The 23,752-nt window shown below is 74.2% G+C and carries 26 protein-coding genes; 20 read left to right on the top strand and 6 right to left on the bottom strand.

From position 1 onward, the window contains the following. Nucleotides 1–41 precede the first annotated feature (41 nt). The 5 genes from GA0070616_RS06385 to GA0070616_RS06365 all read left to right on the top strand — a co-directional run bounded on the left by GA0070616_RS06385 (nt 42) and on the right by GA0070616_RS06365 (nt 3,555). Nucleotides 42–587, top strand: coding sequence for a hypothetical protein (locus GA0070616_RS06385; RefSeq protein WP_091077803.1), 546 nt, complete (start codon nt 42–44; stop codon nt 585–587). Between the two features lie 248 nt (nt 588–835). Beyond that, on the top strand, nt 836–1,150 hold the full coding sequence (gene rplU, locus GA0070616_RS06380) for a 50S ribosomal protein L21 (RefSeq protein ID WP_091077800.1): 315 nt from the start codon (nt 836–838) through the stop codon (nt 1,148–1,150). Between the two features lie 11 nt (nt 1,151–1,161). Further along, on the top strand, nt 1,162–1,416 hold the full coding sequence (gene rpmA, locus GA0070616_RS06375) for a 50S ribosomal protein L27 (RefSeq protein WP_091077796.1): 255 nt from the start codon (nt 1,162–1,164) through the stop codon (nt 1,414–1,416). Between the two features lie 128 nt (nt 1,417–1,544). Next, a complete protein-coding gene (obgE, locus tag GA0070616_RS06370) occupies nt 1,545–3,017 on the top strand; it encodes a GTPase ObgE (protein WP_091077791.1) in 1,473 nt (490 codons plus the stop codon). Between the two features lie 88 nt (nt 3,018–3,105). Continuing rightward, complete coding sequence (locus tag GA0070616_RS06365) at nt 3,106–3,555, top strand: GNAT family N-acetyltransferase (RefSeq protein ID WP_091077788.1); 450 nt, start codon at nt 3,106–3,108, stop codon at nt 3,553–3,555. 10 nt (nt 3,556–3,565) lie between these two features. On the opposite strand, the gene GA0070616_RS06360 is transcribed toward GA0070616_RS06365, so the two are convergent. Next, complete coding sequence (locus tag GA0070616_RS06360) at nt 3,566–4,045, bottom strand: DUF4383 domain-containing protein (protein WP_091077785.1); 480 nt, start codon at nt 4,043–4,045, stop codon at nt 3,566–3,568. A gap of 225 nt (nt 4,046–4,270) precedes the next feature. Between GA0070616_RS06360 and GA0070616_RS06355 the strand changes: the two genes are divergently transcribed. From GA0070616_RS06355 to GA0070616_RS06345, 3 genes are read left to right on the top strand one after another with little or no spacing between them, the layout of a single operon-like run. Further along, a complete protein-coding gene (locus GA0070616_RS06355; protein ID WP_091077782.1) occupies nt 4,271–5,086 on the top strand; it encodes a hypothetical protein in 816 nt (271 codons plus the stop codon). Nucleotides 5,087–5,106: 20 nt separating this feature from the next. Then, on the top strand, nt 5,107–5,559 hold the full coding sequence (locus GA0070616_RS06350) for a phage holin family protein (RefSeq protein ID WP_091077779.1): 453 nt from the start codon (nt 5,107–5,109) through the stop codon (nt 5,557–5,559). Beyond that, nucleotides 5,556–6,206 carry a DUF3618 domain-containing protein gene (locus GA0070616_RS06345; protein WP_091077776.1) on the top strand — a complete coding sequence of 217 codons (651 nt, stop codon included), beginning with the start codon at nt 5,556–5,558 and terminating at the stop codon, nt 6,204–6,206. The genes GA0070616_RS06350 and GA0070616_RS06345 overlap by 4 nt, the downstream gene beginning before the upstream one ends. A gap of 83 nt (nt 6,207–6,289) precedes the next feature. On the opposite strand, the gene GA0070616_RS06340 is transcribed toward GA0070616_RS06345, so the two are convergent. Beyond that, on the bottom strand, nt 6,290–7,348 hold the full coding sequence (locus GA0070616_RS06340; RefSeq protein WP_139128849.1) for a glycosyltransferase family 2 protein: 1,059 nt from the start codon (nt 7,346–7,348) through the stop codon (nt 6,290–6,292). A gap of 135 nt (nt 7,349–7,483) precedes the next feature. On the opposite strand from GA0070616_RS06340, the gene GA0070616_RS06335 reads away from it, so the two are divergent. Together GA0070616_RS06335 and GA0070616_RS06330 are read left to right on the top strand one after the other, a co-directional pair. Further along, a complete protein-coding gene (locus GA0070616_RS06335) occupies nt 7,484–8,119 on the top strand; it encodes an SRPBCC family protein (protein ID WP_091077774.1) in 636 nt (211 codons plus the stop codon). Next, nucleotides 8,116–9,285: a zinc-dependent alcohol dehydrogenase gene (locus GA0070616_RS06330; protein WP_091077769.1), complete on the top strand. Its 1,170-nt coding sequence runs from the start codon at nt 8,116–8,118 to the stop codon at nt 9,283–9,285. Before GA0070616_RS06335 ends, GA0070616_RS06330 begins: the two co-directional genes overlap by 4 nt. Nucleotides 9,286–9,352: 67 nt before the next feature. On the opposite strand, the gene GA0070616_RS06325 is transcribed toward GA0070616_RS06330, so the two are convergent. Then, nucleotides 9,353–10,600, bottom strand: a complete 1,248-nt coding sequence (locus tag GA0070616_RS06325) for a cytochrome P450 (protein ID WP_091077765.1) — start codon at nt 10,598–10,600, stop codon at nt 9,353–9,355. A gap of 274 nt (nt 10,601–10,874) precedes the next feature. On the opposite strand from GA0070616_RS06325, the gene GA0070616_RS06320 reads away from it, so the two are divergent. Beyond that, entirely contained in the window at nt 10,875–11,273 is a 399-nt protein-coding gene (locus GA0070616_RS06320; protein WP_245712681.1) for a hypothetical protein, read from the top strand. Between the two features lie 72 nt (nt 11,274–11,345). Here GA0070616_RS06320 and GA0070616_RS06315 read toward each other — a convergent pair whose 3' ends face one another. Beyond that, complete coding sequence (locus GA0070616_RS06315) at nt 11,346–11,564, bottom strand: DUF397 domain-containing protein (RefSeq protein ID WP_091077759.1); 219 nt, start codon at nt 11,562–11,564, stop codon at nt 11,346–11,348. A 68-nt stretch (nt 11,565–11,632) separates the two neighbouring features. On the opposite strand from GA0070616_RS06315, the gene pepN reads away from it, so the two are divergent. The 9 genes from pepN to GA0070616_RS06270 all read left to right on the top strand — a co-directional run bounded on the left by pepN (nt 11,633) and on the right by GA0070616_RS06270 (nt 22,049). Then, on the top strand, nt 11,633–14,146 hold the full coding sequence (gene pepN, locus GA0070616_RS06310) for an aminopeptidase N (protein WP_091077754.1): 2,514 nt from the start codon (nt 11,633–11,635) through the stop codon (nt 14,144–14,146). A gap of 57 nt (nt 14,147–14,203) precedes the next feature. After that, nucleotides 14,204–14,800, top strand: a complete 597-nt coding sequence (gene nadD / locus GA0070616_RS06305) for a nicotinate-nucleotide adenylyltransferase (RefSeq protein ID WP_091077751.1) — start codon at nt 14,204–14,206, stop codon at nt 14,798–14,800. A gap of 99 nt (nt 14,801–14,899) precedes the next feature. Then, nucleotides 14,900–15,298, top strand: a complete 399-nt coding sequence (gene rsfS / locus GA0070616_RS06300) for a ribosome silencing factor (RefSeq protein WP_091077748.1) — start codon at nt 14,900–14,902, stop codon at nt 15,296–15,298. Then, nucleotides 15,295–15,924, top strand: coding sequence for a histidine phosphatase family protein (locus GA0070616_RS06295; protein WP_091077744.1), 630 nt, complete (start codon nt 15,295–15,297; stop codon nt 15,922–15,924). Before rsfS ends, GA0070616_RS06295 begins: the two co-directional genes overlap by 4 nt. Before the next feature lie 152 nt (nt 15,925–16,076). Beyond that, nucleotides 16,077–16,937, top strand: coding sequence for a DegV family protein (locus GA0070616_RS06290; protein WP_091090039.1), 861 nt, complete (start codon nt 16,077–16,079; stop codon nt 16,935–16,937). 241 nt (nt 16,938–17,178) lie between these two features. Continuing rightward, nucleotides 17,179–18,015: a ComEA family DNA-binding protein gene (locus GA0070616_RS06285; RefSeq protein WP_245712680.1), complete on the top strand. Its 837-nt coding sequence runs from the start codon at nt 17,179–17,181 to the stop codon at nt 18,013–18,015. 38 nt (nt 18,016–18,053) lie between these two features. After that, on the top strand, nt 18,054–20,423 hold the full coding sequence (locus tag GA0070616_RS06280; protein WP_091090034.1) for a ComEC/Rec2 family competence protein: 2,370 nt from the start codon (nt 18,054–18,056) through the stop codon (nt 20,421–20,423). Nucleotides 20,424–20,520: 97 nt separating this feature from the next. Continuing rightward, nucleotides 20,521–21,498, top strand: a complete 978-nt coding sequence (gene holA / locus GA0070616_RS06275; protein WP_091077741.1) for a DNA polymerase III subunit delta — start codon at nt 20,521–20,523, stop codon at nt 21,496–21,498. Next, nucleotides 21,495–22,049, top strand: coding sequence for a hypothetical protein (locus tag GA0070616_RS06270; protein ID WP_245712679.1), 555 nt, complete (start codon nt 21,495–21,497; stop codon nt 22,047–22,049). Before holA ends, GA0070616_RS06270 begins: the two co-directional genes overlap by 4 nt. A gap of 115 nt (nt 22,050–22,164) precedes the next feature. Here the strand turns inward: GA0070616_RS06270 and rpsT are convergent, their stop codons facing one another. Beyond that, entirely contained in the window at nt 22,165–22,431 is a 267-nt protein-coding gene (gene rpsT / locus GA0070616_RS06265; protein ID WP_091077738.1) for a 30S ribosomal protein S20, read from the bottom strand. A gap of 146 nt (nt 22,432–22,577) precedes the next feature. Continuing rightward, nucleotides 22,578–23,636 carry a phosphotransferase gene (locus GA0070616_RS06260; RefSeq protein WP_245712678.1) on the bottom strand — a complete coding sequence of 353 codons (1,059 nt, stop codon included), beginning with the start codon at nt 23,634–23,636 and terminating at the stop codon, nt 22,578–22,580. Nucleotides 23,637–23,752: the final 116 nt, after the last annotated feature.

Below are 23,752 nucleotides of genomic sequence, written 5' to 3'. Positions count from 1 at the left end.
AAGGTCGGACCGGTTGAACCGGGCCGGCCGGGAGGAGAAGAATGCGTCGCCTGCTCGCCGCCACCGCGGTCACCACCGTCCTGTTCGCCGGCACCGCGTGCGGGTCGGACGACCGGTCCGGGGCCGCCGCCCCGACCACCGCGCCCGCGACGGCGGGTGCCCCCACCGCCGGCACGCCGGGCGGGCCGCCGGCCCCGGGCACGCCCGGTGGGACGACGGTTCCCGGCACGCCCGGCGTGGGTTCGGGAGCCGCCGGGGGCAACGCCGCCGAGGTCTGTGCCGCCGCGCAGCAGGCCGGCAGCACCGCCGTGCGCAGCTACGTCGAGGAACTCGGCAAGATGATCGCCGCTGTCGGGGCGAACGACCCGGCGGCGGCGCAGACCGCCCGGAAGCGGGCCGAGAGCGCGTTGACCGGCTGGGCGGCGGCGCTCCGACAGCAGTCGAACCGTGCCGAGGACCCGCAGCTCAGGACGCTGCTGACCGAGCTCGCCGCGGAGGTGTCCGGCCTGGGTACCGACCTCGACTCGGTCGACGAGACCGAGCTCGACCGGCTCCAGCAGCGCCTCGACCAGCTCTGCGCCCGCTAGGGGCGGCTCGTGCGGATCGCGGTCCGGGGCCGGTCGCACGCGCGACCGGGCAGCCAGGGCGGCGGGCCCGGTTTGGGTGACGGCCCGACCATGGCGTACGCTTGCCTGCGGCACACTTTGGTGTGCCGTGTTCCCGCGTGCCCGCGCCGCCGCGCCTCTGCTACCCGGCGAGCCGCCGTGGGAACGACCGACCGGCAACGGTGGGGAAAACGACGCCAGCAGCCTCAACGACAGGGAGTCCGCCTCCGATGTACGCGATCGTCAAGACCGGCGGCAAGCAGTACAAGGTCGCCGAGGGCGACGTGATCGAGGTCGAGAAGCTCGCCGGTGCCCCCGGCGACGCGGTGAAGCTTGCCGCGGTGCTCCTCGTCGACGGTGACGACCTGGTGACCGACGCGGCGAAGCTTGCGAAGGTCTCGGTGTCCGGCGAGATCGCCGCGCACACCAAGGGCCCGAAGATCCGGATCCACAAGTTCAAGAACAAGACCGGCTACCACAAGCGCCAGGGTCACCGTCAGCCGCTGACCCAGGTCAAGGTGACCGGCATCTCCAGCGGGAAGTAGGTCGTCCTCAGATGGCTCACAAAAAGGGTGCGTCCAGCTCGCGTAACGGCCGGGACTCCGCGGCCCAGCGACTCGGCGTGAAGCGCTTCGGTGGTCAGGTCGTCAGCGCGGGCGAGATCATCGTCCGGCAGCGTGGCACCAAGTTCCACCCCGGTGACCTGGTCGGCCGCGGCGGGGACGACACGCTCTTCGCGCTGTCCGCCGGTGCCGTCCAGTTCGGCACCCGGCGCGGTCGCAAGACCGTCAGCATCGTGCCGCAGCAGTAGGCAGCAGCAGTTCAAGGCGCTGCGGGCCGCGGACCTCGGGTCCCGGCCCGCTTCGCTTTTCTTGGGCGGGGGTCCGCCCTCGCTGGAAGTCGTGCGGGGGTTCCCCCTCGCTGGAAGGATTGAGGCCCGTGGCGACGTTCGTGGACCGGGTCGTCCTGCACCTGCAGGCCGGCGATGGTGGGCACGGCTGTGCCTCGATCCACCGGGAGAAGTTCAAGCCCTTCGGCGGGCCCGACGGCGGTAACGGCGGGCACGGCGGCAGCGTCTCGCTGGTGGTCGACCCGCAGGTGACGACGCTGCTCGACTTCCACTTCCGCCCGCACGTCAAGGCCGACAACGGCAAGGGCGGCGCCGGGTCGAACCGGGACGGGGCCAACGGCCGCGACCTCGTCCTCACGGTGCCCAACGGCACGGTCGTGCAGACCCTCGACGGCACCGTGCTGGCCGACATGGTCGGTGCCGGCACCACCTTCGAGGTGGCCCGGGGCGGGCGCGGCGGGCGCGGCAACGCCTCGTTGGCCAACGCCCGGCGCAAGGCCCCCGGCTTCGCGGAACTGGGCGAGCCGGGCGAGCAACTCGACGTGGTGCTGGAGCTGAAGAGCGTCGCCGACGTCGGCCTGGTGGGTTTCCCGTCCGCCGGGAAGTCGTCGTTGATCTCGGTGATCTCCGCCGCGAAGCCGAAGATCGCCGACTACCCGTTCACCACGCTGGTGCCCAACCTCGGCGTGGTCCGGGTGGACAACCACACCTTCACCGTCGCCGACGTGCCCGGCCTGATCCCCGGCGCGGCCACCGGCAAGGGGCTCGGCCTGGAGTTCCTCCGGCACGTCGAGCGCTGCGCCGTGCTGGTCCACGTGATCGACGCCGCGACGCTGGAACCCGGCCGTGACCCGCTGGCCGACATCGACACCATCGAGGCGGAGCTGAACGAGTACGGCGGTCTCGCCGACCGTCCCCGACTGGTCGCGGTCAACAAGATCGACGTACCGGACGGTCGGGATCTGGCCGAGATCGTGCGGCCCGATCTGGAGGAGCGCGGTTACCGCGTCTTCGAGGTTTCCGCCGCCACCCGCGAAGGGCTCAAGGAGCTGACGTACGCGATGGCCGAGCTGGTCGAGCAGGCCCGTCGCGCCGCCCCGCCGGCCGAGCCCGCCCGGATCGTGATCCGGCCGAGGGCCGTCGACGACGCCGGCTTCACCATCGAGGCCCAGCCGGACGGCTCGTACACCGTGCGGGGCACCCGGCCCGAGCGGTGGGTGCTCCAGACGAACTTCGACAACGACGAGGCCGTCGGCTACCTCGCCGACCGGCTGGCCCGCCTCGGCGTCGAGGAGAAGCTGGCGAAGGCCGGCGCGCAGCCCGGCGACCTGGTCCGGATCGGTGAGCGCGAGTTCGACTGGCAGCCCACCCTGTACGCCGGCGTCGACTTCGTGCCGGGCAACCGGGGCACCGACGTGCGGCTGGAGGACAAGTCGACCCGGGCCACCGCAGCCGAGCGGCTGGCCGCGCGCAAGGCCCGCCGGAAGCGGCCCGAGGACGAGTTCGAGGGCACCGACGCCGACGTGTCGGACGACGTCGACGAGCGCGGCGACGCCGAGTAGCCCGGCGACGCCGAACAGCCCGGCGTGGTCCGCGACGGGGTCGACTGCCGGAAACCTGCGCGAAATCCGTCCGGCCTACCGTGACGGAGTGTTGATCGAGTCCCGTCCCGCCACCGATCCGGAGATCGCGGCCCTGGTCACGGCCCAGCAGCGCGAGCTGCGCGAGGCCGACGGGGGCCTCGACGGTCAGGTCACCGTCACCCACGACGACATCCGCTACCTGGCGGTGGTCGTCGACGGGCGGGCAGTGGCCTGCGGCGGCCTCCAGTCGCTGGACGCCACCACCGGCGAGGTCAAGCGCATGTACGTGCGGCCGGCCCACCGTGGGCGCGGCATCGCCCGTCAGCTCGTGGCGGCCCTGGAGGAGTTGGCCTTCCAGCAGGGGCACTGCGTGGTCTGCCTGGAGACCGGGACGTACCTGCCGGCAGCCATCGCGCTCTACCGGTCCTGCGGGTACGAGCCGATTCCGGTCTACGGGCAGTACGTGGACAACCCGTACAGCGTCTGCTTCGCCAAGCGGCTGCCGGTCGCGGCCTGAGACCGCCGGGTCAGGGCCGGTCGATCGGGGTGTCGGGGCGGCCGCCGGTGCCGGAGCGGGGGGACAGCAGCAGCCCCAGCGCCAGCATGCCGAACCCCAGAACGAGGTGCAGCCAGTCACCGGCTGCGTCGACGGGCAGCCAGTTGGCCCCGCTGTCGTCCGCGATGGCCAACCCGTACACCCACACCCCGAGATAGAGCGCGCCGCCGACGCCGAGGAACACCCGCGCCCCGACGACGCTGCGGGCCAGCGCGAGTCCGAGCAGGCCGGAGCCGAGGTGTACCAGGTTGTGCAGGACCGACACCTGGACCAGGCCGAGCAGCATCGCCCCCGAGTGGTGCCCGGCGAAGGCGAGGTCCCCGTAGTCCGTGGTGACGCCCGGTATGAAGCCCAGCACACCGATCAGCAGGAAGATGCCGGCGACCGCCGCGGCGGCGAGCTGCACCCGGGCCCGATCTCGGGCCGGACGACCGCGCATGTGACGCGCCATCGATGTCACCTCCCTGGATCCCCGGGGCACCCGCCCCAGGCCCGGGCCGAACACCCGCCCGGGCCGACGATCCTCCATTGTGTGTGTCGATCCGGCGGTCGCGCAGAGAAACGGCAAATCAGGCATGGGCGCGCCGCCGCAGGGTAGGTCATGAGTCGAGGCCGGTCCAGAGCCGGCGCAATCCCCCTGACCACCGCGACGACTCCTCCGAGCGGAAGGGACATCATGACTTACGATCTGTCACCTACCCCTGCCATCTACGAATCCCAGTCGAGCCACGACTCGCAGTCGAGCAACGGCAACGGCGTCCGGAACCAGGCCCAGCAGGTCGGGTCGGAGGCCGCGAAGGCCGGTGGCGCAGTCGCCGAGACCGCCAGGGAGCAGGGCCGCGAGGTCGGCCACGAGGCGGCCCGGCAGGCCCGTGACCTGTACGGCGAGGCGCGTACCCAGCTCTCCGGGCAGGCCGGCGAACAGCAGCGCCGCGCCGCGGGCGGGCTCCGCTCGCTGGCCGACGAGATGCGTTCGATGGCCGACAACGGCGGCCAGGGCGGACCGGTGAGCGAGATCGCCCGCCAGGCCGCCGACCGGGTGCACGGCGCGGCCGGCTGGCTGGAGCAGCGGGAACCGGGCGACCTGCTCACCGAGGTGCGCGACTACGCCCGCCGCAACCCCGGCACGTTCCTCATCGGCGCCGCGGTGCTCGGTGTGGTCGCCGGCCGGCTGACCCGCAACCTCGCCTCGACCGGCGACGGTGGACCGGGGCAGACCAACGACGGGTACGACCCGGACCGCACCGCGGTCATCCCCACCCCGGCCTCGCGTGCCGTGCCGGACGCGGTGCCGCCGGGCGGCTACCTCGACCCGCAGCCGGGCAGCTACGCCGACCCGCAGACCGGGTACGCCGACCCGCAGCCGGACGCCTACACCGACCCGACCCGCGGCGGGTACGCCGAGCCGACCGGCACCGGACAGCCGCTGCCGCCCCCGAGCCAGACCGACCCGCTGCCCGGCGTGCCGGCGAGCGGGACCAACCGGCCGTGAGCGCCGCGAAGGGAGGCACCATGACCACGCCCACCCAGGATCCCGGGCTGGCCCCGGGCTACCACCCGCACGAGGCCGACGAGGTTCGCGGCAGTTCCCTCGGCGAGTTGATGAAGCAGGTCACCAGCGACCTGTCGACGCTGGTCCGGCAGGAGGTCGAGCTGGCCAAGGCCGAGATCCGGCAGGAGGGGAAGAAGGCGGGCAAGGCCGCCGGCTTCTTCGGCGGTGCCGGTCTCGGCGGCTACATGGTCGCGCTGTTCCTGTCGCTGGCGCTGTGGGCCGGCCTGTCCAACGTGATGGACGGCGGCTGGGCGGCGCTGATCGTGGCCGTGCTCTGGGGCGCGATCGCCGCGGTCCTCTACTCGATGGGCCGGAAGAACGCCGAGCACATCCGTGGGCTGACGCAGACCAACGCCACCGTGCAGCGCATCCCCGACGCGCTGAAGCCGCACTCGGAGGGAGTCACCCGATGAGCACCGACCCCGACCAGATCCGCCGGGAGATCGAAGCCACCCGCAACAACCTCAGCTCCGACGTGGACGCGCTGGCGTACAAGGTCAGTCCGGGCCGCATCGTCGACGACCGCAAGCAGCGGGTCCGTTCCGCGCTGCAGAATGTGAGGGAAACAGTCATGGGAAGCGCGTCCGACCTCGGCCACGCCACGTCCAACGGCGCGCACTCCGTCGGCGACCGGGCCTCGTCGGCGGCCGCCACGGTCGGTGACAAGGCGCACTCGGCCGCCGCCTCCGTCGGCGACGCCGCCCACCGGGCACCGCACGTGCTCCGGCACAAGTCCGAGGGCAACCCGCTGGCCGCCGGCCTGATCGCCTTCGGGGTGGGCATGCTGGCCTCGTCGCTGATCCCGGCGACGCGCCGCGAGCAGCAGGTGGCGACGCAGGTGCGGCAGAAGGCGGGCGAGCACGGCGGAGCCGTGACCCAGAAGCTGGGCGAGGTGGCCACCGAGCTGAAGGAGGAACTGCGCGAGCCGGCGCAGCACGCCGCCGAGTCGGTGAAGTCGACCGCCCAGGACGCCGCGCAGACGGTGAAGGACGACGGCCGGTCCGCCGCGCACGGCGTGAAGGACCAGGCCCAGCACGCCCGCGACCAGGTGCGTTCCTGACGCAGCCAGCACAGTCGGCACCTGCGGCCACGGTCCGGACCCGTCCGGACTGTGGCCGCGCCGCATGGACCTGCGGGTGGGGTTCAGGGGCGCAGGGTACGCACGGGGTGGGCGGCGCGGGGGATGCGGGTGCCCGCGTACCGGGCCCCGCCGCGTAGCCGGGCGCCCAGAGCCAACCAGCCGCACACGCCCCGCTCCAGCAGCCATGCCGGCGCGGCCAGGGCCGTCGAGGGCGGATAGACCCGGCGTCCGCCCGCGCGGCGGCGACCGGCCTCGGCCAGCGCGACGATGGTCGCCGCCGCGCCGATCAGCAGCCCCGGACGCCGGGACGCGACCGCCACCGCCAGCGCCGGCAGGACCGCGAGCGCGGCCACCAGCCGGGCCGGCTGGGCCAGGTCGTCGTACGCCTGACGGATCCGCTGCCCCCGGAAGTGCGCGGCGGACGGCGGCAGTCGGCGCACGTACAGCCCCGCCGGTGCCACCTCGACGCCCCCGTACGCCCGCACGGTGCGGATCAGCTCCAGGTTCTCGAAGAGCACGTCGGGGTCGTACCCGCGCATGGCGAGGAAGGTGCTGCGGCGTACGGCCAGCGTGCCGGGATAGTCGCCGCCGAGCGCCCGGTTGAGCAGTGTCCGCCCGGTGTCCCACCAGGCGTGCCAGGGCAGCGGGTCGAAGTAGTTCTGCGGGCGCACCAGGTCGGCGGAGTCCAGCAGCCGGTGCACCGCACGCAGCCCGGCCCCGTCGTAGCGGACGTCGTCGTCGGCGATGACGACGTGCTCGTGGCGGGCCAGCGGCACGCCGGTCAGCACTCCGACGACCTTGCGGTTGAGTCCGTGGATCGCCGGGTCGGGGGCGAGGTGGCGGACCAGGCCCCGCCACAGCAGTTGATGCCGGGCGAACAGTTCCGCGGGGGAGTCGTCGACCACCACCACGTCGACCCGCTCGGCCAGCCACCGCAGGTACTGCGTCAGTTCGGTGAGATCGGTGTCGTCCCGCCCCCGCAGCGGCAGCACGTACGACAGGGCGAGCCGGCGCGGCGGACACAGCGACCAGTCGGCGGCCCGGGCGGTCCCGACGGGCGCCGCCACTCGCGCCGATGCGTTGTCCGATGCGGAACCGCTGGTCGCGGCGTCGAAGGCCATGGCGTCTCCCGGGACGGCAGGTGCCGCACCGTATCCCCGACAGGTGAGGCGGCAAACCGGCTGGCAGTTTCGAGCAGCTCACGCCGGGTAGCGCACCCACGGGCGGTCCGACATTGGACGCCGGGAGGAGACGTGATGGCCAGCAACGCAACGAGGTGGACGCTGCTCGGCGCCACGACGGTGGCCGTGGTCGGGGTGGGCCGGGTGGTGGCCCAGCGGCGTCGGCGCCACCAGCCGCAGCGGCAGGACGGCTGGTACGTGGTGCGCCGTGGCGTGACGGTCGACCGGCCGGTGGCGGCGGTGGTGGGCTTCTGGACCGACCAGGCCCGGCTGGACCGTGCCCTGGCCGAGTGGGCGACCCTGGAACAGATCGACGACGAGCGCTGGCGCTGCGTGGCCGTCGACCCGGACGATGGTGACACCGAGTGGCGGGCCGAGATCACCGTCACCGGTCCGGGTCGGCTGAGCTGGCGGGTCTCCGGCGGCGTCGAGCAGCGGGGCACGGTCGAGCTGGTGCCGGCCCCGCAGGGCCGGGGCACCGAGATCCGGGCCGAGCTACGGTACCGCTCCGGGCGGCTGCGCCGGGCGTTCGGCCTCGCCGCCGGCCACGAACCCGACCTGGCGTTGCGGACCACGCTGCGCCGGATCAAGGCGCTCATCGAGTGCGGCCAGGTGATCGCCACCCGCCACGACCCGTCCGGGCGTGGCCGCGCGAAGGAGAAGGCCACCGACTCGGTCCGCGAGCGGTTGACGACGGGAGGACGGGCGTGAAGGCGCTGTGCTGGGAGGGAGTCGGCGAACTCGCCGTCCGGGACGTGCCGGAGCCCCGGATCCGCGCCGAGGGCGACATCGTGGTGAAGGTGCGGGCCAGTAGCGTCTGCGGCTCCGACCTGCACCTGATCAACGGGTACGTCCCCGCGATGCAGGAGGGCGACGTCCTGGGGCACGAGTTCACCGGCGAGGTGGTGGAGACGGGTCCGGGGGTACGGAAGCTGTCCGTGGGCGACCGGGTGGTCGTCGGCTCGATCGTGGCGTGTGGGGGCTGCTGGTACTGCCGCACCGAGCAGTACTCGCTGTGTGACAACTCCAACCCGCAGCCGGTCTTCGCGGAGAAGCTGTGGGGGCACTCCCCGGCGGGCATCATCGGCTACTCGCACGCCACCGGCGGCTTCACCGGCAGCCACGCCGAGTACGTCCGGGTCCCCTTCGGGGACGTGGGTGCCTTCAAGGTGCCCGAGGGGGTGTCCGACGACGCTGTCGTGTTCGCCTCCGACGCGATGCCCACCGGCTGGATGGCCGCCGACTTCTGCAACCTCACAGGCGGGGAGGTGGTGGCGGTCTGGGGTGCCGGCGGGGTCGGGCAGATGGCCGCCCGGGCCGCGCAACTGCTGGGCGCGGAACGGGTCATCGTGATCGACCGGCTGCCGGAACGGCTGGCCACGGCCGCCGACCGCCTCGGGGTGGAGACCGTCAACTACGCCGAGACCGACGTGTTGGAGGCCCTCCGGGAGATGACCGCGGGCCGTGGGCCGGACGCCTGCATCGAGGCCGTCGGCATGGAGGCCCACGACGTCGGCCCGGCGTACGCGTACGACAGGGCCAAGCAGAGCGTCCGGTCGCAGACCGACCGGCCCACCTCCGTCCGCCAGGCGATCATCGCGGCCCGCAAGGGCGGGACGGTCAGCATCGTCGGCGTCTACGCCGGGCTGGTCGACAAGTTTCCGCTTGGCGCGGCGATGAACAAGGCCCTGGTGCTGCGGATGGGGCAGATGCATGCGCAGCGCTACATTCCCATGCTGCTCGACCGGTTGGCCGCCGGTGAGATCGACCCCGGCTACCTGGCCACCCACCCGATGCCGTTGAACGAGGGCGTGCGGGGCTACGAGGTCTTCGAGAAGAAGCAGGACGGCTGCCTGCGCAGCGTGCTGCACCCCTGATCGTCGGGCGGGCCGCCGGGGTGTCGTCGTCGGCGGATGACCTCACGCGGCGGCCCGCCGGCGGTCGTCAGGCGGTGCGACGAACCCCCGTGACCAGGAACCCGCTGGCCGGTAGGGACGGCATCCGCCGCAGGCTCACCGAGAGATCCTGCGGGGGGACGTCGTACCGCATCGCGCCCGTCAGCATGGCCAGCGCCTGCTTCATCAGCTCGATGGTGATCCACTCGCCGGCGCACCGGTGGCCGGTGAGGTGCCCGCCGCCGCCCTGCGGGACCAGTGCGAACGGGTCCTCGCGCCAGCCGGCGAACCGTTCCGGCCGGAACAGCTCCGGCTCCGGCCACAGGGCGGGGTGGTGGTCGGTGCCGTACAGGTCCAGCAGCACCCGGCGACCCTGCGGGAAGTGGTGACCCCGCCACTCGAAGGAGCGCCGGACCCGGGCGGCGGCCACCGGGAAGAACGGGTAGTACCGGCGTACCTCCTGCACGAACTGCTCGGCGACGTCGTCGCTGCCGCGTACCTCCTGCCGCCACGCGGGGTGGTCGTGCAGCGCCAGCGCGGCGAAGACCGCGAAGCGGTCGACGGCGACGGTGGGACGCAGCACGTTGAGCAGTTCGACCGCGGCGATCCGACGCGGCAGCGGCCGGCCCTGTTCGTCGTGGTGCTCGGCGATGACCCGCAGCGCACTGCCCTCCGGGGCGGGCAGCGTCCCGGCCCGGACCCGTTCGACGAGGTCCCCTGCCCAACGTTCGCCCGCCCTGCGGGCCAGTCGTCCCCGCAGGTGCCGGGGGCCCAGTGCCGCCGCGCTGTCGATCATGGCGTGCAGCTCGGTCGTCCGCCGGTCGACCTCCCGCTCGGCCAGTGGCACCCCGGCCCAGGCACACACCGCCCGGGTGAGCAGGCGACCCACCTCGGGGTACAACACGATCCGGTCGGCCGACTCCCAGGTGGGGATCCGGGCCCGCCACTCGTCGGCGAACAGTTGGCCCAGGTGCCGGACAGCGGTCGGCGTCATCAGGGACATGAACATGGCCTTGCGTACGCGGTGGGCCGCGCCGTCGAGCCCCTGCACCCCGCCCACGCCCGTCAGCGTCCGCTGCCCGCGCCTGGGCAGCGCGCCCGCGCGGACGAAACGCTCGGGGTTGTAGAACAGTTCGGCGGCCTCCCGTCCGCGCAGGCAGATCGTCCGCTCCAGCAGCAACCGGGCCTGGAAGATGTCGGAGCCGTACCGTTCGCAGCGCTCGCCGACGAACCGGTACCCGCTGCGGAGGAAGGCGACGGTGCTGTCCGGGAGGCGGTCGGACGGGATGGTCGCCATGGTTCGCTCCCCGCGGGCGTGCCCGACTGCGCCGGGCGGGCGGTCTGTCCGGTCGCTTCTACCCGGGTCAGCGGCGCTGAACCCTGCCGGCGTGGGCCACCACCGGGGCCGGCGAAGGTGACGTCCGCTGGCCCCTCCCCGGAGGGCGGAAAGCTGATGAGGTGGGGACGGCCCGGTCGACCGGGCGGGTCGGGCAGGGCCACACCTCGGTTCCGGGACGGGCCACACCTGCGCCCGGAGTGGCCGGGACGGCCGGACAGACAGGGGAGGATCGGTGCGGGACAGATCGATGCGGGACAACAGGCCGGCCTACTGGCGGCAGCGGCGGGTGGTGGCGGCGCTCGGCGGCGGGGGAGACGGGCCGCTGGTCGCACCGCCCGTCGCCGCCGGCAGGCCGGAGGGCTGGTTCACCGTGCACCTCGGCTTCACCGCGCCCGGCCCGGCCGTCGCGCGGGAGCGTGCCGTCGGGTACGCCGAGGCGCTGAGCCTGCTGTGTCCCGAACTGGCCCTCGGGGCGTCCGCGCTGTCGCCGGCCGACGCCTGGCACCGCGCCGAGCGGCTGTTCTGCGGTGCGCCCGGCCCGGACGGCGAGCGGTGCGCCGACGTCGCCGGGCACCCCGGCTTCCACCACGCCCCCGGGCCGGGCGGTCTGGGCTGGGGCGACGGTGACTGACAGCCGTACCGCGCGGCGGGACCGCCCCGGTCGGGGCGGTCCCGAGGCCGGGCGACCGCGCTGGTCGGCGTGTCAGTCGAGGTCGAACTCGCCGTCCTGGGCACCCGCGACGAAGGCGTCCCATTCGGCCTGGGTGAAGACCAGCACCGGGCCGTCCGGCTCGGCGGAGTTACGCATGCCGATCAGGTCGTCGACGAAGGCGACCTCGACGGCGGCCTCGGAGGTGTCGCCCTCGGCCCGCTGCCAGACCGCCCGGGAGAGGTCGAAGTCACCCTTGGGGTGCGAAGCCATCGTTCAGTCCTCCAGTGCCGGGGGTTGTCGGGGAACCCGTCCGGTTCCCCATCGGGCAGGATAAGCGGATGCCGAGCCTGAGCCGTGTAGAGGCGACCGCGCGTGGCGCGTCGATCACCGTCGAGTCCTACCAGGTGGACCTCGACCTGACGGGCGGCGGAGAGCGGTTCCGCTCCCACGTCACCATCCGGTTCCGGGCCACCCCCGGCTCCGGGACCTTCGCCGAGGTGAAGCCGGCCCGCCTGCTGGCCGTACGTCTCAACGGCGCCGACCTCGACCCGGCGACGCTGGCCGACAACCGGCTGCCCCTGACCGGGCTGGCCGAGGCCAACACGCTGACCGTCGAGGCCGAGATGGCGTACTCGAACACCGGGGAGGGGATGCACCGCTTCGTCGACCCGGCTGACGGCGAGACGTACCTGTACGCGATGAGCTTCCTCGACGACGTGCAGCGCATCTTCGCCGCCTTCGACCAGCCCGACCTGAAGGCCCCGTTCACCCTGACGGTGACCGCACCGGAGCACTGGACGGTGGCGGCCAACGGCGAACTGGCCGGCAACCCCCGGCCGGGCCGCTGGGAGTTCGCCCCCACCGCGCCGCTGGCCACGTACTTCTTCTCGCTGATCGCCGGCCCGTGGCACGTACGCCGTGACACCCACGACGGCATCCCCCTCGGCATCTGGTGCCGACGGTCCCTCGCGGCCCACCTGGACGCCGACGCCGAGGAGATCCTCACCGTCACCCGGCAGTGCCTGGACGGCTTCCACGAGCTGTTCGACGAGCGCTACCCGTTCGGCAAGTACGACCAGGCGTTCGTGCCCGAGTTCAACGCCGGTGCCATGGAGAACCCGGGCCTGGTGACCCTGCGCGACGACTATGTGTTCCGGTCCGCCGTCACCGACACCCAGCGTGAGCTGCGGGCCACCACCATCGCCCACGAGATGGCGCACATGTGGTTCGGCGACCTCGTCACCATGCGCTGGTGGGACGACCTGTGGCTCAACGAGTCGTTCGCCGAGTACCTGGGCATCCGGGTCACCGCCGAGGCCACCCGCTTCGACCGGGCGTGGACGACCTTCGCCATGCGGCGCAAGGCCTGGGGCTACGCCGCCGACCAGCGGCCCTCCACCCACCCGGTCGCGCCGGGGGAGGTGGTCGACGCCGCCGAGGGCCTGCTCAACTTCGACGGCATCTCGTACGCCAAGGGTGCCAGCGTGCTGCGCCAGCTCGTGGCCTGGCTCGGCGACGCCCCGTTCCTCGCCGGCCTCAACGCCCACTTCGCCGCGCACCGGTTCGGCAACGCCACCCTCGCCGACCTGCTCGCCAGCCTGTCCGCCGCCAGCGGGCGGGACCTGACCGGCTGGGCCCGGCTGTGGTTGCGGGAGGCCCAGGTCAACACTTTGCGGGCCGAGGTCACCGTCGACGCCGACGGCCGGTACGCCGAGGTGGCCGTCGCGCAGAGCGCCCCGCAGAGTCACCCCGTGCTGCGCCCGCACCGCATCGGCGTGGGCCGGTACGCCGCCGACGGCACCCTCGCCGGGCGCACCGAGGTCGACATCGACCCGGACGCGCGCCGGGTCGAGCTGACGGGGCTGGTCGGCGAGCCGGCGGCGGCGCTGCTGCTGCCCAACGACGGCGACCTGACGTACGCGAAGATCCGCCTCGACCCGGCGTCGGCGGGGGCCGTGGCGGGCCTGCTGCCCCGGCTGGACGACCCTCTCGCCCGCGCGCTGCTGTGGCGGGAGGCCCTCGATGCGGCGACCGACGGGGAACGACCGGTCACCGCGGTGGTGGACCTGATCTCCGCGGCCCTGCCCGCGGAGACCGAGGTGATCATCACCGAGGACGTGCTGACCCTCAGCCGCTCGCTGGTCGACCGCTACCTCGACCTGCCGACCCGTGCGGCGGCCCTGGCCCGGATCGCCGCCACCTGCCGGCGGCTGCTCGACACCGCCGCGCCGGGGCGGTCCCACCAGTTGGCGGCGGCGCGCGGGTTGATCCGCGCTACCACCGAGGTGGACCTGCTGGCGGGCTGGCTCGCGGGTCGCGACGTGCCGGCCGGTCTCGCGGTCGACGCCGAGCTCCGCTGGGCGCTGCTGTACCGGCTCGTGGTGCTGGGGGCCGCCGGGGAACCGGAGATCGCCGCCGAAGCGGCCACCGACCCGAGCGCGGCCGGTGCGGAGCGGGCCGCCCGCTGCCGGGGGGCGCTGCCCGACGCGGCGGCGAAGGAGGCCGCCTGGCGGATCGTGGTGGCCGACACCGAGTTGTCCAACCGGCTGGTGGAGGCCACCGCCGAGGGCTTCTGGCAGCCGGAGCAGGCGGACCTGACCGCGGCGTACGTGCCGCGGTACTTCGCCGACATGCCGGCTGCCGCCCGGCTGCGTACCCCGTGGGTGGCGGACCGGGTGGCGAGCCTGGCGTTCCCCAGCTACGCCGTGGCGCAGCCCACCCGGGAGGCCGCCGCGGCGCTGCTCGACCGCGACGATCTCACGCCCGGACTGCGCCGGACTGTCGTCGACGCCGACGACGACCTGCGTCGGGCCCTGGTGGCCCGCACCGCGGTGGCCGCGACCGTCGCCTGATCCGTGGCTTTGCCGGGGGTCGGAGAGCGGCCCCCGGCATCGGCCTAGGATCGCGGGGTGGAGGAAGACATCCGGCGGGTCGGCATCATGGGTGGCACCTTTGATCCGATCCACCACGGGCACCTCGTGGCCGCCAGTGAGGTGGCGGATCGGTTCGGGCTGGACGAGGTGGTGTTCGTGCCGACCGGCCAGCCGTGGCAGAAGGCGGACCAACCGGTCACGCCGGCCGAGGACCGTTACCTGATGACGGTGATCGCGACCGCCTCCAACCCGCGTTTCCAGGTCAGCCGGGTCGACATCGACCGGGGTGGCCCGACCTACACCGTCGATACGCTGCGTGACCTGTACGCCGAGTACGGCGCTAAGGTGCAGCTGTTCTTCATCACCGGCGCGGACGCGCTGGAGCGCATCCTCAGCTGGAAGGATCTGGCGGAGATCTTCGAGCTGGCGCACTTCGTCGGGGTGACCCGGCCCGGCTTCGAGCTGACCGACGCCCACCTGCCGGCCGACACGGTCAGCCTGGTGCAGGTGCCCGCGATGGCCATCTCGTCCACCGACTGCCGCGCGCGGGTGGCCCGAGGCGAGCCGGTGTGGTATCTGGTGCCCGACGGTGTGGTGCAGTACATCGCAAAACGGCGGCTCTACCAGGGGTGATCGCCCCAGTTCGTGCCGTTTTGCAGCAAGAACTGGCGAGTCGATCGTCCGGCGCATATGAGAGGCTTGGAGCCTCGCACGGATGATCGAAGGAGAACGGTGACAGTTTCCGACCGCGCTCAGGAGCTGGCGCTCGCCGCCGCCCAGGCCGCCGCCGACAAGAAGGCGCAGGACATCGTCATCATCGACGTGGGTGACCAGCTCGCCATCACCGACGCGTTCCTGCTCGCCTCGGCCCCCAACGAGCGTCAGGTGCTGGCCATCGTCGACGCCATCGAGGAGGCCCTGCTGGAGCTGCCGGAGAAGGCCAAGCCCATCCGGCGCGAGGGCGAGCGGGCCGGGCGCTGGGTGCTGCTCGACTACGTCGACATCGTGGTACACGTCCAGCACACCGAGGAGCGCGAGTTCTACGCCCTCGACCGGCTCTGGAAGGACTGCCCGACCATCCCGTTCGTCGACCGGGACCTCGCCCGGGCCGACGCCGGTGCCGGCGAGTGACCCGCCTGATCATCTGGCGGCACGGCAACACCGACTGGAACGCCGCCAGCCGGGTGCAGGGGCAGACCGACGTCCCGCTCAACGACCTCGGCCGGGAGCAGGCCCGCATCGCCGCGCCGCTGCTCGCCGCACTGCGTCCCGACGCCGTCGTCGCCAGCGACCTGCGGCGTGCGGCGGACACCGCCGCCGCGCTGGCCGCGCTGACCGGACTGCCGGTCCGCACCGACGCGCGGCTGCGCGAACGGCACTTCGGCCGGTGGCAGGGCCTCGCCCTGACCGAGGCCGCCGCGCGTTTCCCCACCGAGTACGCCCGCTGGCGGGCCGGCGACCCCGACCCCGGCGCCGACATCGAGAGCATGGACGACCTCGGCAAGCGGATCGGCACCGCCCTGCAGGAGGCGGTCGACGCCGTGCCCGGCGGGACGGTCGTCGTGGCCACCCACGGCGGCGCGGCCCGGCAGGGTTGCGGCTATCTGATCGGGTGGGACCATCTGGTGCTGCGCACGATCGGCTCTCTGCAGAACTGCCACTGGACGGAACTGCGCCACAACGATCTGCGGGGCTGGCACCTGCGGGCCCACAACGTCGGCCCGATCACCATGCCCCCCACCCCGGATCCGGTCTGAGCGCAGGCGGCGACCCGGTGAGCGGTGGGCCGGTGAGCGGCGACCCGGCGGGCGGTGGGCCGGTGGGCAGTGGGCCGGTGGGCGGCGACCCGGCGGGCGGTGTTCCCGCCGGTGCGGGTGCGCACCCAGCCCGATCGGCTACCGTGCCGGTCATGCCCGTCGCGGTCGTGACCGACTCCACCGCCTACCTTCCGCCCCATCTGCTGCGCAGCCACGAGCTGACCGTGGTGCCGTTGACCGTCGTCCTCAACGGCGCCGAAGGGCTGGAGGGCGTCGAGACCTTCCCCGCCGACGCCACCCGTGCGCTCAGCGCCCGGCGGGTCTCCGCCAGCACGTCCCGGCCCTCGCCCGAGCAGTTCGCGCAGACGTACCGCCGGCTGCTCGACGCGGGCGCGGCGGGCGTGGTCTCGGTGCACCTGTCGGCGGAACTGTCCGGCACGGTGGCCGCCGCCCGGCTGGCCGCCGCCGAGATCGGCGACCGGGTCGCCGTGGTCGACAGCCGTTCCTGCGGGATGGGCATCGGTTTCCCGGCCGTCGCCGCCGCCGAGGCCGCCGCGCGGGGGGCCGACCTCGACGGGGTACGCGAGGCCGCCTCCGCCGCCGTCGCGCGGACCACGATCTTCTTCTACGTCGACACGCTGGAGTTCCTGCGGCGGGGCGGCCGGATCAACGCCGCCGAGGCCCTGTTCGGCACCGCCCTGTCGGTCAAGCCCATCATGCACATGCCCGACGGCGGGATCGTGCTGCTGGACAAGGTGCGCACCGCCAGCCGTGGCGTGGCGCGGCTGGTCGACCTCGCCGTCGAGTCCGCCGGCGAGGCCGACGTCGACCTGGCGGTGCACCACCTGGCCGCCCCGCAGCGGGCCGAAGCGCTGGTCGCGGCCCTGGCCGGGCGTCTCGGCGACCGCCTGCGCGACACCTACGTGTCGGAGGCGGGCGGCGTCGTCGCGGCCCACGCCGGACCGGGCCTGGCCTGCGTCGTGGTTCACCGCCGCACCCCGACCGTCACCTGACGCGGCTTCCTGGTCGTGTCCACGCGGCTGGGTGGTCGTCCGCAGGGCTGTCCGCGTGGCGTCGTGGGCGTCCGGTGGTCCTGCGCGTTTCCTGGCGGTGCTGCGGGCGTACACGGGCTCCGATCCCGCCGGGTATAGCACGCGATCGCCATGATCAGGGGCTTGTCCACAGTGGGCCGCGTCGTCCACAGCAGGACGCCGGCCGATCCCGTCGGTGCCGCCGGGGACCTACGGTCGCGCCGTGTCCAACATGGAGGAGACGGCGGCCAGCGTGCGCCTGCGCCGCCTGATGCCCGGTCAGGCGGAGCCGACCTGGTTTCCAGCGCCATCGCGACCGGAGGTGCCCGCATGGCCGCCGGTCACGACGGTCACCGAGACCGACGCGGGCCAGGCGGCGGGCGGAGGGCAGGATCGCGGTGACGATCCTCCGCCGGCTCCGCTGCTGGCCGGGCCTGGTGCTTTCGACCCCGGTCGGCGGGGCGTGCGGGCCCTGGCCGCCGTCGCTGTCGTGGTGGTGCTCGTCGCCGGGCTCTGGGCGTGGCGGTCCCGGCCGCAGGCCGAACCGCTGGCCGCCGCGAGGGCTGGCGTCCCGTCGGACGCCCAGGTGGCGCCGGTGGTCGACGACCCGACGGCCACCCCCGCCGACGAACTGGTCGTCGCCGTCGCCGGCAGGGTGCGCCGACCAGGGCTGGTGCGGGTGCCGGCCGGTGCCCGGGTCGCGGATGCCGTCGAGGCGGCCGGCGGGGCTCTGCCCGGCGTCGACGTGGCGTTGCTCAACCCCGCCCGCAGGCTCACCGACGGGGAACTGGTCCTGGTCGGGGTGACGCCGCCACCGGGTGTGCCGGCGGTTGGCGGGCCCGTGCCGGGTGGGCAACCGGGCGCGGGTGCTCCGGTCAACCTCAACACCGCCACACTGGCGCAGCTCGACGCGCTGCCAGGGGTCGGTCCGGTGCTCGCCCAGCGGATCCTCGATCACCGTGACCGGCAGGGTGGTTTCCGGTCGGTCGGCGACCTGCGGCAGGTCAACGGCATCGGCGACGCCCGCTACGAGCAGCTGAAGGACCTGGTGACGGTGTGACCGCCGGCGACCGCATACCCGACCTGCGACTGGCCGGGATGGCCGTCGCCGCCTGGCTGGCCGCGCTCGCCGGGCTGCACCTGGACGCCGGCAGCACCGCGCTGCTGGCCACCGTCGCGGGCGGCCTGGCGGTGGCCGGCGCGTCGCACCTGCTCGGCATCGCGGGCCGGCCTCGACCGGCGGCCCGGCGGCACGGCTGGATCGTCGTCGCCGTGCTCATCGGGGTGCTCTGCGGGGCGAGCGCCACCGCCGCCCGGCTGACGGTGCGCGATGCCGGCCCGTTGCGCACCCTCGCCGACGAGCGGGCCCGGGTCAGCGCCGAGCTGGTGGTCCGCGACGATCCCCGCCCGGTGCGCGGCGCGGTGGGGCGGCCGGCCATGCTGGTGGTGCCGGCCAACCTGGTGTCCGTCACCGGCCCCGACGGGCGGCGGCTCGCCCTGCCGGCCCGCATCCTGGTGCTGGCCACCGACCCGGCGTGGCGGGGGCTGCTGCCGGGGCAGCGGGCCAGCGCTGCGGGCCGGCTCGCCGAGCCACGCGGTGGCGACCTGACCGCCGCCGTGCTGAGCACGACCGGCCCTCCCGACCGGCACGGGGCGCCCTCGGTGTTCCAACGGGCCGCCGGGCAACTGCGGGCCGGGCTCCAGCGGGCCTGTGGGCCGCTGCCCGACGAGCCGGGTGGGCTGCTGCCCGGCCTGGTGGTGGGTGACACCAGTCGGCTACCGCCGACGGTGGAGGAGGACTTCCTCGCCACCGGCATGACCCACCTCAACGCCGTCTCCGGGTCGAACGTGGCCATCGTGGTCGGGGCGGTGCTGCTGCTGGCCCGCTGGGCACGGGCCGGGCCCGGGGCGGCCGCCGCGCTGTGCGGGCTGGCACTGGTCGGTTTCGTCATCCTGGTCCGCCCCTCGCCCAGCGTGGTGCGGGCGGCCACGATGGGCGCGATCGGTCTGGTGGCACTCGCCTCGGGCCGGTCCCGCGCGGCGGTGCCCGCCCTGGCCGCCGGGGTGGGAATCCTGGTGCTGGTCGACCCCGAGCTGGCCGGCGACGCCGGCTTCGCGTTGTCGGTGCTCGCCACCGGGGGTCTGCTGCTGCTCGCCCCGCGCTGGCGGGACGCGTTGCGCGAACGGGGTGTGCCGGCGGGTGTGGCGGAGGCGCTCGCGGTGCCGGCCGCCGCCCAGCTCGCCTGCGCACCCGTGGTCGCCGGCATCTCCGGCACGGTCAGTCTGGTCGCGGTGCCGGCGAACCTGCTGGTGGTCCCCGCCATCGCTCCGGCCACCATTCTCGGCGTGCTGGCCGCGGTGGTGTCGCCGCTCTGGCCGGCCGGTGCCGAGTTCCTCGCCTGGCTGGGCAGTTGGCCGGCGTGGTGGCTGGTGACCGTGGCGCGGCACGGGGCCCGCCTGCCGGGTGGCAACCTGCCCTGGCCCGGGGGTGTGCCGGGCGCGTTGCTGCTGACCGGGTTGACCGTCGCCCTGCTGGTGGCGGCCCGCCGCCCGCTGGTGCGTCGGCTGGTCGCCGTGGGCACGGTCGCGGTGCTGCTGGGCAGTCTGCCCGTGCGGCTGGTGGCCCCGGGTTGGCCGCCCGTGGGGTGGGTGGTGGCCGCGTGCGCGGTGGGGCAGGGCGACGTGGTGGTGCTACCGGTCGCCGACGGGGAGGCGGTGGTCGTCGATGCGGGGCCCGACCCGGGGGCGGCGGACGGGTGCCTGCACCGGCTCGGCGTCCGGGCGGTGCCGTTGTTGGTGATCAGCCACTTCCACCTCGACCACGTCGGCGGTGTCGCGGGCGTGTTCCGGGGGCGTCCGGTCGACGCCGTCCTCACCCCACGGTGGCCGGAGCCGGCCGCCGGCCGGGAGCTCGTCCGGGCCACCGCCGCCGCCCACGGGGCCCGGGTGGTGGCGGCCCCGGCGGGGTGGCGCTACGGGACGGGCGCGGTCGACCTCGTCGTGCTCGGGCCGCCCTACCCGATCCGGGGCACCCGTTCCGATCCGAACAACAACTCGCTGATGCTGATGGCCACGGTAGCCGGGGTGCGGATCCTGCTCGCCGGGGACGCCGAGACGGAGGAGCAGCAGGCGGTGCGGGAGCGCCTGCCGTCGGGTGGGCTGCGGGCGGAGGTGTTGAAGGTCGCGCACCATGGCAGCGCCTACCAGGATCCGGAGTTCCTGGACGCCGTAAGGCCCCGGGTGGCGCTGGTTCCCGTCGGGGCGGGCAACGGCTACGGGCACCCCAACCCGGCGGTTCTCGGCCGCCTGACCAGGGGCGGAGCGCGGGTACTGCGTACCGACACCGACGGGGACGTGGCGGCGGTGGTGGGCGGCCCGGGGTTGGCGGTGGTGACGCGAGGGCCCGGCACCGGGGTGCGGCGCGGCCGTCGCCGAAGCGCAGACATAGACGCCGATTCGCCGGACTGACGGGATAACAAGGTAAATGTCTGGATTTGCGCTGAGTGCGGGGTCTGCCAGTACAGTCCGGACGAGCGGGCTGGCCTTGACCCGGGAGCGTGCGAATATGGGCGGCGTGACCGCCAGCGCCGATCCCATTCTGCTCGTCCTCGGGGACGAGGAGCTGCTCGCCACGCGCGCGGTGGCCGAGACCGTGGCGGCTGCCCGCGCCGCCGATCCGGGCGTGGACGTCCGCGAGTACCAGGCGGGCTCCCTGACCGTCGGCGAGATCGCGGAGATGCTCAGCCCGTCCCTGTTCGGCGGGCGGCGGGTGCTGGTGCTGCGCGCCGGCCAGGACGCCCGCAAGGACCTGGCCGCGGCCCTGCTGGCGTACGCGAAGAACCCCGACCCGGACGTCCAGCTGGTCGTGCTGCACCTGGGCGGGGGCAAGGGCAGGGCCTTCGCCGACGGGCTGAAGGCGGCCGGCGCCCGGGTGGTGCCGGCGGTCAAGCTGAAGGGGCACCGGGAACGCGTCGGCTTCGTCCGCGACGAGATCCGTCGGCACGGCGGCTCGTGCGGTGAGGACGCGGCCGAGGCGCTGCTGGCCGCCGTCGGCAACGACCTACGGGAACTCGCGGCGGCCTGCTCCCAGCTCGTCGCGGACACGGGCGGGCGGATCGGGGCCGACACCGTGGCCCGCTACTACCGGGGGCGGGTCGAGGTGACCGGGTTCACCGTCGCCGACGCCACCATGGTCGGCGACGTGCCGGCCGCCCTGGAGGCACTGCGGTGGGCGCTGCACGTGGGTGTCGACCCGGTGCCGATCGCCGACGCCCTCGCCGACGGGGTGCGTACCGTCGCCCGGGTCGCCTCGGCCGGTCGGGGTAGCCCCTACCAGTTGGCGAGCAGCCTGGGCATGCCGCCGTGGAAGGTGGAGCGGGCGCAACGGCAGGGCCGGGGCTGGACACCGGAGGGCCTCGTGGTGGCGATGCGGGCCGCGGCCGACTGCAACGCCGCCGTCAAGGGCGGCTCCGACGACCGGGCGTACGCGCTGGAACGGGCCGTCTTCTCCGTGGCTGCCGCCCGACAGGGCGCTGCCCGGTGAGCGGAGCCTCCCGTGGCACGTGGGCCACTGTCCCGGTCGAGGAGCAGTGGCACCGGCCGCTGTACGCGAGACTTCTCGGTCTGCGGTTCGTGAATCCGGGCGGCGTGCTCTGCTTCGTCTTCTTCGAGGGGTCCGTGGCGCTCGCCGCCCTGCTCGCACTCGCCGAACTGGTCACCTGGTGGGCGGTGCTGGTTCTGCCGGCTGCGGTGGCGGTGATGGTGAAGCTCAACGACCTGGTGGCCGCAACGGTGATCCGCTCGGCGGCCGCCGTACCGGAGCAGGAGCGGGACCGGTTCCGACGGCAGATCGAGCCCGTCGTGGGGCGGGCCAGGGTCGACTGGCTACGACACAGCGTGCCCGGCGAGGTCGTCACCGCCGAGGCCGGACCGGCCGATCGTCCCACCACCGGCCCCGGACACGCGGAACTGCGTGCTGGGAACCCCCACCTCTGGGGTGGGACACCTTCGGGTGGCCCCACCTGGTCCGCAGGTCACCACGCGGATCCGCCCGCCCCGTCGCGCCGCCGGACGGCCCGTCGCCCCGAGTGGTGACCGCCGGCGGTCACCCCGCGGTGCCGCCGGATCAGCCGGCTCGGGTGAACCGTGGGCAGGCGGAAGCCCCGGGGCGGCGGCCCCGGGGCTTCCGGTCAGGGTCTGGCGTCGCTCGTCAGGCGGAGAGCGTACCCACGCGCTTGGCGATCGCGGACTTGCGGTTCGCGGCCTGGTTGGAGTGGATCACGCCCTTGCTGACGGCCTTGTCCAGCTTGCGCGAGGCGTCACGCATGAGCACGGCGGCCTTCTCGGCGTCACCGGCCTCGGCGGCCTCGTTGAACTTCCGGATGGCGGTCTTCAGCGACGACTTGACCGACTTGTTACGCAGCCGGCGCTTCTCGTTCTGCCGGTTGCGCTTGATCTGGGACTTGATGTTCGCCACGCGACAGCCTCGTCTTGATAGCTCGGGTTGGTCAGCTTGTGCGCCCGACGAGCATGCGTCATCGCTGCGCGAAGAGCCAGGCTACCAGGTCGCCGTGGAACGAGCCAAAACGCCCCCCGTCGGAGGAGCGTGGCGGCCGGGCGACGTCAGGTCCAACCCTGCCGCCGCGCCAGCCAGTCCAGCGCGTGGCCGCCGGTGCGGCGCTGGTGCGCCGGCCGGTCGGCCGAGGCGGTCGCCGGGGACGAGGCCGCCGCGGTCAGGTGGTAGCCGGCCAGGGCGGCCAGCGTGACGTCGAGGGCGTCCGGCGGTGCGTCGGCGGCGGCCGGGTGCTCTGCGAAGGCGCAGTCGAGGTCGGGTGGGTCGGCGGTGGCCGGGGGTGGTTCGGCGGTGGCCGGGGGTTCCGTGCGGCGGGCGTCAGGTGCCGGCGCGGAACCGGCTGCCGCCGGGTGGTCCCGCCCGGACAGGAGCAGGGTGGCCAGGTCGAACCAGGCCGGCCCCCGGCACAGCCAGGTCCAGTCGCAGCACCAGGCCCGCCCCTCGCGGTCGACCAGCACGTTGTCCCGCCGCAGGTCGCCGTGGACCAGGCCGCCGGCCGCCGCCGCGTACCCGGGCAGCCGGGACTCCAGGGCGACCAGCTCGGGCAGCCGCGCCCGCAGGGGCGGGGGCAGGCCGGCCGGCACGGATTCGCGACCGGCGGCCACCTCCTCCCACCAGAGGATGTCGGTGCGGGCCAGGTCCGCCAGGTGGGGCAGGCCCAGCGCCACCAGCTCGGCCGGCGGCTCGGCCAGGGCGGCGGCCACCCGGGCGTACGCGTCGAGGGTGGCCGTCAGCTCCGCCGGGTGCCACGGCGACCGGGGCACGCGCCCGTCGACGGCGTCCAGACACAGGGCGTACCAGCCCGCCTCCCGCAGCGCCCAGCGGAGGCGGGGCGCGGGCAGGTCCACCGGCAGCCGGTCGAGGATCGCGGCCTCCCGGGCGTACCAGTCGACCAGGTGCGGTTGCCCGGCGGCGGGCGCGGCCTTGACGAAGGCCCGATCCCCGTCGGCGGTGGTGAGCACGCCGGCGAAGCCCCGGGTGAACCCGGCCTCGGCGGTGCGGACCGCGACCACCGGTGCGCCGAGCCGGCCGGCGAGGGCGGCCCGCAGCCGCGGCGGCAGCGCGGCCCAGCCGGGCCGCCGGGTGCTCGTCGGGTACGCCGGGTGCACACCCCCATCGTGCCGGGTGCAGACCCATACCGCGCCGGGTGCACACGCCCCCGGTCGTGCCGGGTGCACATCCACGCCGCGCCACCGTCGACGCCCCTGGGTCTGTCAGACTGCCA

It is taken from the genome of Micromonospora nigra, from assembly GCF_900091585.1.
GTDB classification, from domain to species: domain Bacteria; phylum Actinomycetota; class Actinomycetes; order Mycobacteriales; family Micromonosporaceae; genus Micromonospora; species Micromonospora nigra.
Note: the sequence above shows the minus strand (reverse complement) of the source record. Positions and strands in the feature narration are given on the sequence as shown.

What these genes read in the sequence shown, in the direction of transcription:
- GA0070616_RS06385 (WP_091077803.1), top strand. Translation starts at nt 42, where the DNA reads ATGCGTCGCCTGCTCGCCGCCACCGCGGTCACCACCGTCCTGTTCGCC.
- rplU (WP_091077800.1), top strand. Translation starts at nt 836, where the DNA reads ATGTACGCGATCGTCAAGACCGGCGGCAAGCAGTACAAGGTCGCCGAG.
- rpmA (WP_091077796.1), top strand. Translation starts at nt 1,162, where the DNA reads ATGGCTCACAAAAAGGGTGCGTCCAGCTCGCGTAACGGCCGGGACTCC.
- GA0070616_RS06360 (WP_091077785.1), bottom strand. Translation starts at nt 4,045, where the DNA reads ATGGCGCGTCACATGCGCGGTCGTCCGGCCCGAGATCGGGCCCGGGTG.
- GA0070616_RS06355 (WP_091077782.1), top strand. Translation starts at nt 4,271, where the DNA reads ATGACTTACGATCTGTCACCTACCCCTGCCATCTACGAATCCCAGTCG.
- GA0070616_RS06350 (WP_091077779.1), top strand. Translation starts at nt 5,107, where the DNA reads ATGACCACGCCCACCCAGGATCCCGGGCTGGCCCCGGGCTACCACCCG.
- GA0070616_RS06345 (WP_091077776.1), top strand. Translation starts at nt 5,556, where the DNA reads ATGAGCACCGACCCCGACCAGATCCGCCGGGAGATCGAAGCCACCCGC.
- GA0070616_RS06340 (WP_139128849.1), bottom strand. Translation starts at nt 7,348, where the DNA reads ATGGCCTTCGACGCCGCGACCAGCGGTTCCGCATCGGACAACGCATCG.
- GA0070616_RS06335 (WP_091077774.1), top strand. Translation starts at nt 7,484, where the DNA reads ATGGCCAGCAACGCAACGAGGTGGACGCTGCTCGGCGCCACGACGGTG.
- GA0070616_RS06325 (WP_091077765.1), bottom strand. Translation starts at nt 10,600, where the DNA reads ATGGCGACCATCCCGTCCGACCGCCTCCCGGACAGCACCGTCGCCTTC.
- GA0070616_RS06315 (WP_091077759.1), bottom strand. Translation starts at nt 11,564, where the DNA reads ATGGCTTCGCACCCCAAGGGTGACTTCGACCTCTCCCGGGCGGTCTGG.
- pepN (WP_091077754.1), top strand. Translation starts at nt 11,633, where the DNA reads ATGCCGAGCCTGAGCCGTGTAGAGGCGACCGCGCGTGGCGCGTCGATC.
- GA0070616_RS06290 (WP_091090039.1), top strand. Translation starts at nt 16,077, where the DNA reads ATGCCCGTCGCGGTCGTGACCGACTCCACCGCCTACCTTCCGCCCCAT.
- GA0070616_RS06280 (WP_091090034.1), top strand. Translation starts at nt 18,054, where the DNA reads ATGGCCGTCGCCGCCTGGCTGGCCGCGCTCGCCGGGCTGCACCTGGAC.
- holA (WP_091077741.1), top strand. Translation starts at nt 20,521, where the DNA reads ATGGGCGGCGTGACCGCCAGCGCCGATCCCATTCTGCTCGTCCTCGGG.